This is a genomic window from Salipiger marinus (assembly GCF_900100085.1).
Classification (GTDB): Bacteria; Pseudomonadota; Alphaproteobacteria; order Rhodobacterales; family Rhodobacteraceae; genus Salipiger; species Salipiger marinus.
On record NZ_FNEJ01000001.1, the window covers coordinates 147,907 to 163,060 of the forward strand.

The window sequence follows — 15,154 nt, forward strand, 5'->3', positions numbered from 1 at the left end:
GCGCCCGGGGCCCGGCAAGCCCGCGCGGCAGGACAGAGGGCTAGGAGGGCTCTGGCAGGCGGATGCCCGGCACGCTGCGCGCCGTGATCTGGCTGCGGCAGAAGTCGACAAAGGCGCGCACGGTGCGTGGCGCCTGTGCCCCCTGCATCAGCACCAACCCCAGCACCAGAGGCCGTGGCGCCCCGGTCAGCGGCACATAGCGCAGCGGTCGCCCGTCCGGGGCCAGATCGGAGCGGGGGTGGATATTGGCCAGCGAATAGCCGAAGCCATTGGCCACCAGCGACCGCATCGTGGCGAAATCCCGCGTCCGTTCCGCAATCTGCGGCACCAGCCCCTGCGCGGTGAAGAAGGACAGGAAATAGGCGCCGCTCTGCGGCAGATCCAGCAGCACCATGGGACAGGGCGCCAGATCGGCCACCGACAGGCTGGTGCGGGAGGCCAGCGGATGCGCCTCGTCCAGCAGGGCATAGGGCGGCAGGCTGACCAGCGGCAGAAACTCCAGATCGTCGGGGATATCCAGATCATAGGTCAGCGCCACGTCCAGATCGGCGCGGCGCAGCGCCTCGATCAGGGCGGGCTGGGTCATTTCCTGCTGGGTGAAGGCGACCTCGGGCCAAGTATCGGTGAAGCCGCGGCGCAGCTGCGGCAGCACGAATTGCGCGAAGGTCAGGAAACAGCCCACCCGCAGCGGGCCGCGCACGGTGCCCGAAATCTCGCCGGCCAGCGTGGTCAGCGCCGCAGCCTCTGCCAGCACCACGCGGGCCTGCGCGATCAGCCGCTGGCCGCTCTGCGTGGGCAGCAGCCCCTGCGCGTGGCGGCGGATGAACAGCGGCAGGCCAAACTCTGCCTCAAGCTGGGCGATGGCGGCAGAGATCGACGGAGAGGAGACATTCAGCCGTTCGGCGGCCCCGGCGATGGACCCGGCCTCGCCCACGGCCACCAGATAGTCCAGCTGCCGGAGGGTGAAGCGCCGCGCCATCTCAGCGCCGCGAGCCCAGCCATGCCAGCCGCACGAAGCTGCGTTCGACCAGCGCCATGGCCGGGGCGCGCTGCCCGGCGGAGCGCAGCGTCAGGTCGGTGTCCATCAGCATGGCCAGCGCATCCTCCAGCCGGTCGGCGGTCCAGCCAGAGGCCTGCCGCAGCATCCGGTCGCGGCGCGGGCCAAACAGCGGCGGGCGCAGGCGCTGCACCCCAGCCTGCGGTCCGCCGGGGGCGGCGGCCAGCGCGTAAAGCACCCGGAAATGCCGCATCGCCATGATCAGCAGCGTGACCGGCGCCACCCCCTGCCCGCTCAGCCGCTGCATCAGCGGGCCGATATCGGCGGTGCGGCCTTCGGCCACCACGTTCAGGATGTCGTCCAGCTCCGCCTCGATGGAGGCGGGGGCGCAGGCCTCCACCTCTTCGGGGGTGAGGGGGGCGGGATCGTCCAGCTTGAAAAGCGCCACCTTGTCCAGCACCTGCCGGAAATCGCCCGGGTCCAGCGCGCGGGCCAGATGCTCCAGCGCGTCCCATGCGGCGCGGTCCACCCGGTCCAGCCCGGCCTTGCGCAGCGCCGCCTCGATCTCTTCCCGGCCGGGCGGGTCGGAATAGATGCCGATGGCATAGGCCTGCGGCGCGCTCTCAAAAAGCTTGCGCAGGGCGGATTTGGCGGTCAGCGATCCGGCGGTGACCAGAATCTGCGCATCCCCCGGACGCCAGTCCGACAGCGCGGCCCCCAGCGGTTTGACCAGACCATCGGTCGCTTCTTCGACAAAGACCACGCGCGGGCCGGGAAAGAACCCCTGCGCCTTGACCGCATCCAGCAGCAGCGCCGGATCCTTGCGCAGATCCGCCCCCGACATCCGGGTCAGGCGCATTTCCGCCTCGCCTTCGGGGCCGACCAGCGCCGCGATGATCTCCTGCCGCCGATGCGCGATGCGCATCACATCCTCGCCGAACAGCAGCACGCCCGCCCGGTCGGGATCAGGCCGCCGGAAATAGGCCTGCGCGTCGCGGCCCGACAGCTTCATTGCGCAAGTTCAGCCGCGTGCAGCAGCAGCTCGTCCAGAATCTGGTCGGCCAGAATGACCATCAGCCGCTCTTCGGCATCCCGTTCGGCGGATTGCGTGGCGGCGGTGGAGCCGGTGGTGGAATAGGCGGTGAAGGATTCGGTGGTGCCCCGCAGCCGCGCGGCATCGCTGGCCCGGTCGCGCAGCGTGTAGACGGCGGTGCCCTGCAGGCGGACGCGGGTGATGTTGCCATCGGCCAGCGCGCCCAGCCCCTGCGATTCCGTCTCCACCGCGACCTGCAGCAGATAGGCGCCGCCGGGCGCGCGGCCCAGCCGTTCCTCCAGCCGCCGGTGCAGCAGATACTGCTCGGGGCTGTCGGGTTCCGGCAGGGCGACATTGTCCAGCAACGCAGACCCGCCGCCCTGCGGCCCGTAGACCGGGGTGAACCCGCAGCCGCCAAGGGCTGCGAGCGAGATCAGAAAGGTTCTTCGGTCAGGCAACCACATTGACGATCCGGCCCGGCACCACGATGAGCTTCTTCGGCGCGGCGCCATCCAGCGTCCGCACCACAGCTTCGTGTGCCAGCACAAGTTTTTCAATCTCTTCCTTCGCCATGTCCTTGGGCACGGTCAGTTCACCCCGGCGCTTGCCATTGACCTGAATCGGCAGCGTCACGGTATCCTCGACCAGCATCGCCGGATCGGCCTTGGGCCAGTCCGCATTTGCGATCAGCCCCTCGCCGCCCAGCATCTGCCACAGCTCTTCGGCCAGATGCGGCGTCATCGGCGACATCAGCTGCGCCAGAACCCGCGCCGCCTGCCGCTTGGCCCCGGATCCCGCCTGCGATTTCGACAGGGTGTTGGTGAAGCCGTAAAGCTTGGCGATGGCGGCGTTGAAGCCGAAGCTTTCGACCCCCAGCGTCACGTCATGGATCGCCTTGTGCATCTCGCGCAGCAGCGCCTCGTCCTCGGCGCTGGCGGGCGCGTCGGCGGCGACAACCTCCGCCGCGATCCGCCAGACCCGCGCCAGATGGCGGTGCGCCGCCTCTGCCCCGGCGGCGGTCCATTCCACGTCGCGTTCCGGCGGGCTGTCGGACAGCACGAACCAGCGCGCGGTATCGGCGCCATACTGGCCGATGATCGCCACCGGATCGACCACGTTGTTCTTGGATTTCGACATCTTGGCCGAAGGGATGATCTCTACCGCGCGGCCATCGGCAAGGAAGGCGCCGCCGTCGCGCAGCTCCACCTCTTCGGGATAGTGATAGACCGGGCGCCCGTCCTTTTCGGTCTTGTAGATCGCGTGCGTCACCATGCCTTGCGTGAAAAGCGCATTGAACGGCTCGCGGCACTGCTCGGGCAGATGGCCGGTGATGTTCATGGCCCGCGCGAAGAACCGCGAATAAAGCAGGTGCAGGATCGCGTGTTCGATGCCGCCGATATACTGGTCGACATTCATCCAGTAGGCGGCGTCTTCGGCCACGGTGGGCGTGTCGGCATCAGGCGCGGTGAAGCGGGCGAAATACCACGAGCTGTCCACAAACGTGTCCATCGTGTCGGTCTCGCGCCGCGCGGCTGCGCCGCAGGTGGGGCAGGTGCAGTCGCGCCATGTCGGGTGGCGGTCCAGCGGGTTGCCCGGGATGGAGAAATCGATGGGCGTGCCGCCTTCGTCATAGGGCAGCAGGACCGGCAGGTTTTCCTTGGCCTCGGGCACCACGCCGCAGGTGTCGCAATGCACCACCGGAATCGGGCAGCCCCAGTAGCGCTGGCGGCTCAGCCCCCAGTCGCGCAGCCGGTATTTGGTCACGCCATGGCCCACGCCATTGGCTTCGCAGAAGGCCACCGCCGCCTCGACCGCCGCATCGCCGGTCTGCTCTTCCTCGCCAGCGACCAGCCGGGTGTAGCGCACCTTTTCCGACTTCATCGGCACGAAGGGCGCCGCCTGAATGTCATGCTCTCCCTCCAGCGGGGTGAAGGTGGCGACAATCGGCAGGCCGTATTTGGTGGCGAATTCGTGGTCGCGCGCGTCATGGGCCGGGCAGCCGAAAATGGCGCCGGTGCCGTAATCCATCAGGATGAAATTCGCCACATAGACCGGCAGTTCCCATGCCGTGTCAAAGGGATGGCGCACCCGCAGCCCGGTGTCGAAGCCGCGCTTCTCGGCCTTTTCCAGTTCTTCCTCGGAGGTGCCCATGCGGCGGCAGTCGGCGTTGAACGCGGCAAGCTCGGCATTCTCCTCCTCCAGCGCCCGGGCCAGCGGATGATCCGGCGAGATGCCGACAAAGCTTGCGCCCAGCAGGGTGTCGGGCCGGGTGGTGTAGCATTCGATCCGGTCAAAGCCCTCGGGGGCCTCGATGGTGGAAAAGGCGAACTGCAGCCCGCGCGACCGCCCGATCCAGTTGGCCTGCATCAGCTTCACCTTGGCGGGCCAGTCGTCCAGACTGTCGAGCGCATCCAGAAGCTCGCCGGAGAAATCGGAGATCTTGAAGAACCACTGCGTCAGTTCCTTGCGCTCCACCAGCGCGCCCGACCGCCAGCCGCGTCCGTTCTCCACCTGCTCGTTGGCAAGCACGGTCATGTCGACCGGATCCCAGTTCACCACCGCGTTCTTGCGATAGACCAGCCCCGCCTGCAGCATGTCCAGAAACAGCGCCTGCTGCTGGCCGTAATATTCCGGATCGCAGGTGGCGAACATCCGCGACCAGTCCAGCCCGAAACCCAAGGGCTTCATCTGCTCGACCATCGTGTCGATGTTGGAATAGGTCCAGTCCTTGGGATGGCCGCCGCTGGCCATGGCGGCGTTTTCGGCGGGCATGCCGAAGGCATCAAACCCCATCGGGTGCAGCACGTTGAAGCCGTTCTGCTTTTTGTACCGCGCGATCACGTCGCCCATGGTGTAATTGCGCACATGGCCGATATGGATGCGCCCCGATGGATAGGGGAACATCTCCAGCACGTAATATTTCGGCTTGTCGGCGGAACGGATGGCCTTGAAGGTCAGGGCCTCGTCCCAGACTTTCTGCCATTTCGGCTCGATCAAGGCGGGGTCATAGCGCTGCATCTTGCGGTCCCTCGGAACGGATGGGTCTGGGCGGGTGATAGGGCCAAGCCCGGTCAGCGTCCAGTGCAAGGCGACATTTCGGCCACCGGAGGGGGGAAATGCGGGCAAGGTGCGGTTTTGGGCCATTGGCGTAAAGGCCGGGCGCGTGGCAAGCTGGGCCACCCGTCAGGCAATGAAACTGGGCGCCATGAAACTGCTTTTGATCCATCAGAATTTCCCCGGACAGTATAAACACCTCGCCCCCGAACTGGCCCGGCTGGGGCACGAGGTGGTGGCGCTGACCCCCAAGGTGAAAAAGCCCGCGCTGTGGAACGGGGTCAAACTTCTGCCCTATGCGATCAGCGGCGGCAGCACGCGCGGCATCCACCCCTTTCTCACCGATTTCGAAACGAAGATCCTGCGCGGCACCAGCTGCTATCAGGCGGCGCTGGCGCTGCGGCAGCAGGGTTTCCAGCCGGACGTGATTCTGGCGCATCACGGCTGGGGCGAAAGCCTGTTCCTGAAGGATGTGTGGCCCAAGGCGCGGCTGGGGCTTTATTGCGAGCTTTACCACCTGACCAGCGCCGATTTCATCGCCTTCGATCCGGAATTCTCGCAGATCGATTCCGTGACCGAACCGCTGCGCATCCGCATGAAGAACCTCAACAACCGCCTGCACGAGGAAGTCATGGATGCGGGCATCAGCCCCACCCGGTTTCAGGCGGGCACCTTCCCGGAACACTGGCGCGACCGCATCACCGTCGCCCATGACGGCATCGACACCGATCTGGTGAAGCCCGATCCGCAGGCCAAGCTGGAGGTGACGCAGGGCCGCATCCTGACCCGCGACGACGAGGTCATCACCTTCATCAACCGCAATCTGGAACCCTATCGCGGCTATCACGTCTTCATGCGCGCGCTGCCCGAGATCCTGCGCCGCCGCCCCCACGCCCATGTCACGCTGATCGGCGGCGACGAGGTCAGCTATGGATCACGCCCGCCCGAAGGCCAGACGTGGAAGCAGATCTTCATCGACGAGGTAAAGGACCAGATCACCCCCGAAGACTGGGCCCGCGTGCATTTTCTGGGCCGCGTGCCCTATGACCGCTTCCTGTCGATGATGCAGGTCAGCCGGGTGCATGTCTACCTGACCTACCCCTTCGTGCTCAGCTGGTCGCTGCTTGAGGCGATGAGCGCGGGCTGCGCGATCCTTGCCAGCGACACCGCCCCGGTGCGCGAGGCGCTGACCGAGGATGACACCGGTTGGATGGTGGATTTTTTCGACCGCGCGGCGCTGGTGGACCGGCTCTGCGCGCTGCTGGATGATCCCGCCACGCGGGCGCGGCTTGGCGCCAAGGCCCGCAGCTTTGCGCAGGACACCTATGATCTGCGGCGCATCTGCCTGCCGCAGCATCTGGCCTGGGTCGAGGGTCTGGCCGCCCGGACCCCGCGGGCCCCGCGCGACTGACGCGCGGGATCAAAGCCTGTTCAGATGCGGCTGTCCTGCGCGCGCAGCTGCCGCGCGCGGGTCAGGATGGCATCCTCCACCGCCAGCACGGTGGCCGCATCCGCCGGACCCGAGGAGGTCATCAGCGCCACGTTCAGCGACCGCGCGTCCAGCGCCGGATCCGACACGAGGATGGTGGCGCGATAGGCGCGCCCGCCGCCCGGCGGCGTGCCAAAGCCGGTGGTGATGACGCCGGTGAACGGATCGACCGATTCCACCGGCAGGAAATCCAGCACTTCCAGCGAGGCATTCCAGATGTATTTGTTCACTGCGCCGATCTGGCCCGCATCGGGCCGCGCGCGGAAAATATCCCAGATGGTCGAGGTGGGACGCCCCTCCCGACCATAAAGCTCCTGATCGATGATCTCGTCGGCGGAAGGGGTCTGCACCGGCCGCGCATTCTCGCGCCCGCCGCCAAACATCCCGCAGCCGGACATCGCCAGCATCCCGGTGGCGAGCACAAGACCCTTCGCAATCCGTGTCTTACCCATGTGTTCCAAGCTCCTGCCCGTCCGCTCCTTCGCTCCTGCATACCTGCGGGCAGGCCGCGCGACAAGCCGTCATCGCCCCGGCCTGCGGAGCCCCGCGCGCCATCCGTCCCACCCCGTCCCATGGTTTGTGGCAATTGCGCATCACTGAACCGCTTGTTGGACTAACGGGGCACCTGCGGGTTGCCAGAACCGGGCGGCAAAGCGCATAGAAACTGCATCAAGGCCGGGCTATCCGGATTGGTACGTGCCTTAGAACACATGAGGGAAACAATGAAAAAGATTCTGTTTGCTACCACCGCGCTGGTTGCAACCGCAGGCTTCGCCGCAGCAGAAGTCGCCATCACCGGTGAAGCGGAAATGGGTATCTTCAACCCGAACACCGAAGCACAGGAAACCCAGTTCTTCACCGACCTCGACGTGCGTTTCACCATGACCGGTGAAGCCGACAACGGCCTGACCTTCGGTGCGACCATCGACCTGGACGAAGCTGCCGACCGCTCCAACCCCGGCAAGTTCGAAAGCCCGAACACCCAGGGCGGCGAAAACATGTTCGTGGCCTTCGGCGGCGCACGCCTGACCATGGGCGACACCGACGGTGCCGTTGACTTCGCAGTGCCGGAAATGGGCCTTGCAGGTGGTTCGCTGAACGACGACGAAACCGCACACGCCGGCTTCAACGACGCTGACGGTTTCCTTGACGGCACGATCTTCGGCGTTGCCGATGACTCCGGTCTGGCCTTCGACGGCGCAGGCGACGGTCAGGTTGCCCGTTTCGACTACTCCTACGACGCCTTCACCTTCTCGGTCTCGGCTGAACAGCTGGCAAACGGTGATGACGTCGAAGTGACCGTCGGCACCGAAACCTTCGATCTCGGCTCGACTGTTTGGGGCGTGGGCGTCAGCTACTCCGGCGACCTGTCGGGCGTCGCTCTGACCGCCGGTCTGGGCTACCAGACCATCGAAGACATCGGCGACATCACCAGCGTTGGTGTGACCGGCGAACTGACCAACGGTCTGTCCCTCGGCGCGACCTACACCCAGTTCGCTTCCGACATCGACGGCTTCGATGACATCGAGCACGTCGGCGTGGGCGTCGGCTACTCCATGGACGCTGTCGCAGTTGGCGTGAACTGGGGTCAGTTCGATCAGGACGGCGACACCATCGAAGGCTGGGGCCTGGCAGGCACCTATGACCTCGGTGGCGGTCTGTCCGCTCGTCTGGGCTACGGCAAGAACGACTTCAGCGATGTGGGCGGCGACGACTACAACACCTGGTCGCTCGGTCTGCGCATGAACTTCTGATCTCTCCCGAGATCGGTTATGGAAAGAGCGGGCCTGTGCCCGCTCTTTTCTTTTGTCCGAGGACGCGATGCTGCCGCTTTCCGCCGCCCGCAAATCCAGCCTGCTTCACGCCGTGCAACAGCATCTTGCGCGCGGCGATCTGGCACAGGCCCGCGCCACGCTGGACCAGCTGATCCGCGCCGAGCCGCAGCGCGCCGATCTGGCCTTTCAGATGTCGCGGATCTGTTTCGAACTGGGCGACCGCGCCGCCACGCTGGACCATCTGCGCCGCGCGCTGCAGCTGTCCCCCGACGATGTCCGCCTGCAGCAAAGCGCCGCCGAACGGTTCCGCCATCTGGGCTGCGCCGAAGAGGCGCTGGCGCTGTATGACCGCCGGATCGCCGCCGATCCCCGCGCGATCAAGCCGCAGGCCGACAAGGCGCATTACCTGCAGCTGCTGGGCCGCTTCGCCGAGGCCGAAACGATCTTCCGCGCGCTGATCCGCCGCCACCCCGCCGAGGCCGAGCTCTACCGCATCTTCCTTGCCACGCAGAAGCTGCCTGCCGGGGATCCGCTGATCCGCGCCATGGAACAGCTCTGGGCGCGCCGCGACCTGCCCGAGGGCAAGCGGCTGCATCTGGGCTATGCGCTGGCCAAGGCGATGGAGGATACCGGCCAGTTTGACCGGGTCTTCCCCTATCTGCACCGTGCCAATGCCCTGCAGGCCCGCGCGGCGCCCTTTGACGAAGCCGCGCAGGACCGCGAATTTGCCGCCGTGCTGGCCGCGCAGCAGAAGCTTGCCCCCCTGCCCGACAGCGCCGGGGCACCGCTGCGCCCCATCCTCGTCACCGGTATGCCGCGCTCTGGCACCACGCTGGTGGAACGCATCCTCGCCGCCCATAGCGGGGTCAGCGCCGGGGGGGAACTGGGCCACGCGCTGAAGCTGGCCTATCACCTTTACGGCGCGGGCGAGGCGATGCGCCCCATCGCCCCCGGCCAGACCGGCAGCTTCGCGCAGCGCTACCTGACGCTGGCCGCGCGGGACACCGACCGCAGCACCGGCGCCTTCACCGACAAATCGATTCTCTGCCATCTGATCTTTGGCCTGATGGCGCAGAGCCTGCCCGGCGCGCGGATCGTCGTGGTGCTGCGCGACCCACGCGATGTCGCGGTGTCGATCTACAAGAACCACTTCACCACCGGCACCCACCGCTACGCCACCGATCTTGCGATGATCGCCGGGGCCATCAAACGCTTCCGCCGCAGCCTGCGCCACTGGCAGGACCGGATGCCCGACCGGCTGCATCTGCTGCGCTACGAGGATCTGGTGCGCGATCCCGAACCGCAGTCCCGCGCGCTGGTCGCCGCCGCCGGGCTGGACTGGGAAGACGCCTGCCTCTCGTCGCACAGGACGACAGGTGCTGTGCGCACGCTCAGCGTGGCGCAGGCCCGCGCGCCCATCCACGCGGGCGCGGCCCAGGGCTGGACAAAATACGCAAGCGAACTTGCGCCCTTCTTCGACGCATGGGGAGACGAGACATGGGACTGACCGACATCACCGCCCGCGTGGCCAAGGCCGAGGCCGCGGCAGGCCGCGCCCCCGGATCGGTGCAGCTGATCGCCGTCAGCAAGGTGCAGCCCGACGCGCGGGTCGAGGCCGTGCTGGATCAGGGGCACCGGCTTTTCGGGGAAAACAAGGTGCAGGAGGCGGCAGGCAAATGGCCGGACTTCCAGCAGCGCTTCCCCGGCGCGCAGGTGCATCTGATCGGCCCGCTGCAGACCAACAAGGCGCGACAGGCCATGACCCTGTTCTCCGCCATCCAGACGCTGGACCGCCCGAAACTCGCCAGCACCCTCGCGCGGCTGGCGCAGGAGCTGGGCCACTGCCCGCAGATTTTTGTGCAGGTCAATACCGGGGAGGAGCCGCAGAAAGCAGGCATCCTACCCGCCGAGACCGATGCCTTCATCGCCGAGGCCCGCGCGCTCGACCTGCCGGTGACGGGGCTCATGTGCATTCCGCCCGTGGACGAGGCGCCGGGTCCGCATTTCGCCCATCTCGCCCGCCTTGCAGAGCGCAACGGGCTTGCAGATCTGTCCATGGGCATGAGCGCGGATTTTGAAGAGGCCATCACCCATGGCGCCACCCATATCCGCGTCGGCTCCGCCATTTTTGGCGAACGCGACTACGGCTGAGCCCCTGCCCTGACGCGCGCCTGCGTCACGGTCCGGCCTGCCTCCGGCGGGAGTTTAAGGGGCAAGATGAAGACGGGGCCTGCTTTTCATCTTGCCCCTAAACTCCGGGGGTGAATTGGCCGCAGGCCAAGAGGGGGCAGCGCCCCCTCCACCGTGCCACCGGGACGGATTGCGGGCACAGGGCGCGCCGCCTAATCTTCTCCCATGGCGATCCCGGTCCAGACCTTTTTCCTGCATCCCGGCGCGACAGGCACGCTGCAGGCCCGCATCCAGCAGATGGTGGCCGAAGGCGTGCTGTCGGGCCGTCTGCGGCGCGGCGAAAAGATGCCCTCGACCCGCGCGCTGGCCCGGCATCTGGGGGTCAGCCGTCTGACCGTGGCCTTGGCCTATACCGAGCTTCTGGCCAGCGACTATCTGACCTCGCGGCAGCGCTCCGGGCATTTCATCTCGGAGAACGCGCCGGCCCCCGCCGGGTTTCCGCCAGCCGCGCGGCAGGAGCGGGTGGACTGGGCGCGCGCCATCGGCCAGCGCTTCGCCGGGGGGGCGGTGCCGGAACGGCCGCAGGACTGGGCGAGCTACCGCTATCCGTTCATCTACGGCCAGACCGATCCGCAGCTTTTTGACCATGCCAGCTGGCGGCTCTGCGCGGTGCAGGCGCTGGGGGCGCGGGATTTCCGCGCCATGACGCAGGATTATTACGACCGCGACGACCCCGAACTGGTGGAGTTCATCACCCGCCAGACCCTGCCCCGCCGCGGCATCTCGGCCCGGCCAGAGGAGGTGCTGATCACGCTTGGCGCGCAGAACGCGCTGTGGCTGGCGGCGCAGGTGCTGCTGACGCCGGAGCGGACCGCAGCGCTTGAGGATCCGGGCTATCCGGCGCTGCGCGCGATCCTTGCCCAGACCCGCTGCCGCATCGCGCCGGTGGCGGTGGACGCGCAGGGCCTGCCGCCCGAGGCGATTCCCGACGGCACCGGCGTGATCTTCACCGCGCCCAGCCATCAGTGCCCCACCTCCGCCACCCTGCCCATGGCGCGGCGGGAGGCGCTGCTGGCGCGCGCCCGCGCGCTGGACGCGATCGTGGTCGAGGATGATTACGAATTCGAGATGGCCTATCTGACCCCCGCCCTGCCCGCGCTGAAGAGCCTCGATCCAGACGGGCGGGTGGTGCATGTGGGCAGCTTTTCCAAATCGCTGTTTCCGGGCCTGCGGCTTGGCTATCTGGTGGGATCCGAGCCCTTCATCCGCGAGGCGCGCGCGCTGCGCGCCGCCGTCTTCCGGCATCCGCCCGGCCATGTGCAGCGCACCGCCGCACATTTCCTGCGGCTGGGGCATCACGACAGCCTCGTGCGGCGCATCGGGCGCGCCCTGACCGAAAGGCGCGCGGTGATGGAGGCCGAGATCGCCCGCGCCGGGCTGACCATCGCCGGGGTGGGCGCGCATGGCGGATCGAGCTTCTGGATGATGGCGCCCCCCGGCATCGATACCGGCGCGCTGGCCGAGACCCTGCGCGCCGACAGCGTGCTGATCGAACCCGGCGCGCCGTTTTTCCTGCGCCCCGATCCGCCGCGCGGCCATTACCGGCTGGGCTACACCTCCATCCCGACCGACCGCATCGGCCCGGGCATCACCCGCATCGCAGAGGCGCTTGCACGCGCCCGCGGTCGGGGCTAGGGCTTGGCGCCATGCGGATCATCCGGGATCATACATCAATCGCGCCCGAGGACCGGGGCGCCAGCGTTGCCATAGGCAATTTCGATGGCGTGCATCTGGGCCACAGGGCCGTCATCCGCATGGCCGAGGCGGGCGCCAATGGTGCCCCCTATGGCGTGCTGACCTTCGAGCCGCATCCGCGCGAATATTTCCAGCCCGACGCGCCGCCTTTCCGGCTGATGTCGCAGGCGGCCCGCGCCTCCCGGCTGGAAAAGCTCGGCGTGGACCACCTTTACGAGCTGCGCTTTGACGCCGCGCTTGCGGCGCTGACGCCAGAGGAATTTGCCCGCGAGGTGCTGGCCGAGGGGCTGGGCCTGTCGCATGTGGTGGTGGGGGCGGATTTCTGCTTTGGCCGCGACCGGCGCGGCAGCGTCGCCGACCTGCAGCGCTTCGGCGCCGCCATGGGGTTCCGCGTCACCGTCGCCGACCTGCTGGATCAGGCGGGCGCGCAGATCAGTTCCACCGCGATCCGCCGCGCCCTGACCGAAGGCCGCCCGCGCGAAGCGGCAGCACAGCTGGGGCACTGGCACCGGATCGAGGGGCAGGTGATCGGCGGCGAAAGGCTGGGCCGGACGCTGGGCTATCCCACCGCCAACATGTCCATCGACGGGCTGCACCCGCCGCGCTTTGGCGTCTATGCGGTGCTGGTCGATGTCCGCGACGGCCCGCACAAGGGCAGCTATCACGGTGCCGCCTCGCTGGGGGTGCGCCCGATGTTTGGCGAAAACCGTCCCAATCTGGAAACCTTCGTGTTCGATTTCAGCGGCGATCTTTATGGGGCCACGCTGTCGGTGGGGCTGGTGGAATTCCTGCGCCCCGAAGAGAAATTCGACGGGCTGGAGGCACTGATCGCCCAGATGGACCGCGACTGCGCGCAGGCCCGCGCGATCCTGACCGCGCTATGACGGACGATGACCCCATCAACCGCTCCGGCCTGACCCCGCGTTTCTGGGAGAGAAAGCCGCTGACCAAGCTCAGCCCCCGCGAATGGGAGGCGCTGTGCGACGGCTGCGGCAAATGCTGCCTGAACAAGCTGGAGGACGAGGAGACCGGCGAGGTGGCGCTGACCAATGTCGCCTGCCGTCTGTTCGATGACGGCACCTGCCGCTGCGCCCAGTATGAAATCCGCCATCAGTTCGTGCCGGAATGCATCGTGCTGACCCCGGCCAATATCGACCAGCATGCCTACTGGATGCCGGAAACCTGCGCCTACCGGCTGCTCTGGCAGGGCAAGCCGCTTTTTGACTGGCATCCGCTGATTTCGGGCACAGCAGAGTCGGTGCATGACGCGGGCGTGTCCATGCGCGACCGGACCGTGCCCGAATTCGAGATCGACGAAGACGATTGGGAAGACCACATCATCGAGGAGCCCATCTGATGTTTTTTGCCTCTGACAATTCCGGCCCCGTGCCCGCCCCCGTTCTGGAGTCGCTGACCCGCGCCAATGACGGCTATTCCATCGGCTATGGCGGCGACGCGCTGTCGCAGGATGTGGCCGACCGCATCCGCACCCTGTTCGAGGCGCCCGACGCCGCCGTCTATCTGGTGCCCACCGGCACCGCCGCCAATGCGCTGGCGCTGGCCTGTCTCTGCCCGCCCTACGGCACGGTGTTCTGCTCTCCGGTCGCCCATATCCACGAAGACGAATGCAACGCGCCGGAATTCTATTCCGGCGGCGCCAAGCTGACGCTGGTGCCCGGCGGCGACCGCATGACCCCGGAAGCGCTGCGCGCCACCATCGCCGCCGAGGAAACCCGGGGCGTGCATGGGCCGCTGCGCGGCCCGGTCTCGATCACGCAGGTGACCGAGCGCGGCAATGTCTACAGCATGGACGAACTGCGCGCCCTGACCGCCGTGGCAAAGGACTTCGGCCTGCCCGTGCATCTGGACGGCGCGCGCTTTGCCAATGCCGCGGTCAAGCTGGACGTGACCCCGGCAGAGATGAGCTGGAAGATCGGCGTCGATGTCTGCGTCTTTGGCGGCACCAAGAACGGGCTGATGGGCGTGGAGGCGGTGGTGATCTTCGATCCCGCCCGCGCGCAGGAATTCGAATTCCGCCGCAAGCGCGCCGCGCACCTGTTTTCCAAGCACCGCTATCTGGCCGCGCAGATGGAGGCCTATCTGCAGAACGACCTGTGGCGCGATCTGGCGGGCCGGGCCAATTCCCGCGGCACGCAGCTGGTGCAGGGTCTGACGCAGGCCGGGGTGCGGGTCCATAACGACACCCATGCCAATATGGTGTTTTTCGACCTGCCGCGCGGCGCGCATCGCGCGGTGATGGCAGCGGGCGCCACCTATCACGTCTGGGGCAGCCTTGACGGCCCGGCGGATGAAATGCTGATGGGGCGGCTGGTCTGCGACTGGTCGGTGCAGCCCGAGGCGGTCAGCGCCTTTCTGGCGGCGGTGCAGGCGGCGGGCTGACAGCCCCCGGCCCTGCCCTGCGGCGCTGCTGCTCAGTTCATCTGGAAATGAAGCTCGTAGCTGCCATCCTGAAACGCGCCGAACAGATCGGGGATGTCGGGGTGATCCACCGGCTCCCCGGAATAATCGGCGATCAGGTTCTGTTCTGACACATAAGCGATGTAAAAGCTCTGCTCGTTCTCGGCCAGAAGGTGATAGAACGGCTGCTGCCGCGAAGGCCGCGCGTCTTCGGGAATGGCCTCATACCATTCTTCGGTGTTGTTGAACTCCGGGTCGACGTCAAAGATCACGCCACGGAAGGGATGCTTCCGATGGCGGACGACCTGTCCCAGATGGTATTTCGCGCGCTGTGTGTGCATGGTCACCTCTGGGCCGATTTTAGCCGTTTTCTAGGCGGTTTGTCCAACCACATCCAGACGGTCCACGGAAACACTGTGTAAACCTTATGCGTCAGGGCCCGTCGTCGCGCGGGCACCGGCACCGGCATCTTCCCGCCGCAGCCCCCACCCCGAGGAAATGTG

14 protein-coding genes are annotated in these 15,154 nt (G+C 67.1%); 8 read left to right on the forward strand and 6 right to left on the reverse strand.

Annotated elements, in window-relative coordinates; translation table 11 throughout:
* Nucleotides 1-40: 40 nt before the first annotated feature.
* From BLR51_RS00775 to leuS, 4 genes are read right to left on the reverse strand one after another with little or no spacing between them, the layout of a single operon-like run.
* Nucleotides 41-979: a LysR family transcriptional regulator gene (locus tag BLR51_RS00775; protein ID WP_089842229.1), complete on the reverse strand. Its 939-nt coding sequence runs from the start codon at nucleotides 977-979 to the stop codon at nucleotides 41-43.
* Between the two features lies 1 nt (nucleotide 980).
* Nucleotides 981-2,009, reverse strand: a complete 1,029-nt coding sequence (gene holA, locus BLR51_RS00780; RefSeq protein ID WP_089842232.1) for a DNA polymerase III subunit delta — start codon at nucleotides 2,007-2,009, stop codon at nucleotides 981-983.
* Nucleotides 2,006-2,494, reverse strand: a complete 489-nt coding sequence (gene lptE, locus BLR51_RS00785) for an LPS assembly lipoprotein LptE (RefSeq protein WP_089842235.1) — start codon at nucleotides 2,492-2,494, stop codon at nucleotides 2,006-2,008. The genes holA and lptE overlap by 4 nt, the downstream gene beginning before the upstream one ends.
* The gene (gene leuS, locus BLR51_RS00790; RefSeq protein ID WP_089842239.1) at nucleotides 2,481-5,048 is read right to left on the reverse strand and encodes a leucine--tRNA ligase; all 2,568 of its coding nucleotides are present in this window, start codon (nucleotides 5,046-5,048) and stop codon (nucleotides 2,481-2,483) included. Before leuS ends, lptE begins: the two co-directional genes overlap by 14 nt.
* Before the next feature lie 187 nt (nucleotides 5,049-5,235).
* Between leuS and BLR51_RS00795 the strand changes: the two genes are divergently transcribed.
* Nucleotides 5,236-6,495, forward strand: a complete 1,260-nt coding sequence (locus tag BLR51_RS00795) for a glycosyltransferase (RefSeq protein WP_089842953.1) — start codon at nucleotides 5,236-5,238, stop codon at nucleotides 6,493-6,495.
* Nucleotides 6,496-6,515: 20 nt separating this feature from the next.
* Here the strand turns inward: BLR51_RS00795 and BLR51_RS00800 are convergent, their stop codons facing one another.
* Entirely contained in the window at nucleotides 6,516-7,025 is a 510-nt protein-coding gene (locus BLR51_RS00800; RefSeq protein ID WP_089842243.1) for a DUF3576 domain-containing protein, read from the reverse strand.
* A gap of 270 nt (nucleotides 7,026-7,295) precedes the next feature.
* Here BLR51_RS00800 and BLR51_RS00805 point away from each other — a divergent pair, with 270 nt between their 5' ends.
* From BLR51_RS00805 to BLR51_RS00835, 7 genes are all read left to right on the forward strand, one after another.
* Nucleotides 7,296-8,327 (forward strand): porin, encoded by a 1,032-nt coding sequence (locus tag BLR51_RS00805; RefSeq protein WP_089842248.1) that lies wholly within the window; start codon nucleotides 7,296-7,298, stop codon nucleotides 8,325-8,327.
* Between the two features lie 67 nt (nucleotides 8,328-8,394).
* Nucleotides 8,395-9,855, forward strand: coding sequence for a tetratricopeptide repeat-containing sulfotransferase family protein (locus BLR51_RS00810; protein WP_089842955.1), 1,461 nt, complete (start codon nucleotides 8,395-8,397; stop codon nucleotides 9,853-9,855).
* Nucleotides 9,846-10,499: a YggS family pyridoxal phosphate-dependent enzyme gene (locus BLR51_RS00815; protein WP_089842251.1), complete on the forward strand. Its 654-nt coding sequence runs from the start codon at nucleotides 9,846-9,848 to the stop codon at nucleotides 10,497-10,499. Before BLR51_RS00810 ends, BLR51_RS00815 begins: the two co-directional genes overlap by 10 nt.
* A gap of 204 nt (nucleotides 10,500-10,703) precedes the next feature.
* The gene (locus BLR51_RS00820; RefSeq protein ID WP_089842254.1) at nucleotides 10,704-12,173 is read left to right on the forward strand and encodes an aminotransferase-like domain-containing protein; all 1,470 of its coding nucleotides are present in this window, start codon (nucleotides 10,704-10,706) and stop codon (nucleotides 12,171-12,173) included.
* 11 nt (nucleotides 12,174-12,184) lie between these two features.
* Complete coding sequence (locus BLR51_RS00825; RefSeq protein WP_089842257.1) at nucleotides 12,185-13,117, forward strand: bifunctional riboflavin kinase/FAD synthetase; 933 nt, start codon at nucleotides 12,185-12,187, stop codon at nucleotides 13,115-13,117.
* Entirely contained in the window at nucleotides 13,114-13,590 is a 477-nt protein-coding gene (locus BLR51_RS00830; protein WP_089842260.1) for a YcgN family cysteine cluster protein, read from the forward strand. Before BLR51_RS00825 ends, BLR51_RS00830 begins: the two co-directional genes overlap by 4 nt.
* Nucleotides 13,590-14,633: a threonine aldolase family protein gene (locus tag BLR51_RS00835; RefSeq protein ID WP_089842262.1), complete on the forward strand. Its 1,044-nt coding sequence runs from the start codon at nucleotides 13,590-13,592 to the stop codon at nucleotides 14,631-14,633. The genes BLR51_RS00830 and BLR51_RS00835 overlap by 1 nt, the downstream gene beginning before the upstream one ends.
* Nucleotides 14,634-14,665: 32 nt before the next feature.
* On the opposite strand, the gene hspQ is transcribed toward BLR51_RS00835, so the two are convergent.
* Complete coding sequence (gene hspQ / locus BLR51_RS00840; protein WP_089842265.1) at nucleotides 14,666-14,992, reverse strand: heat shock protein HspQ; 327 nt, start codon at nucleotides 14,990-14,992, stop codon at nucleotides 14,666-14,668.
* Between the last annotated feature and the right edge of the window lie 162 nt (nucleotides 14,993-15,154).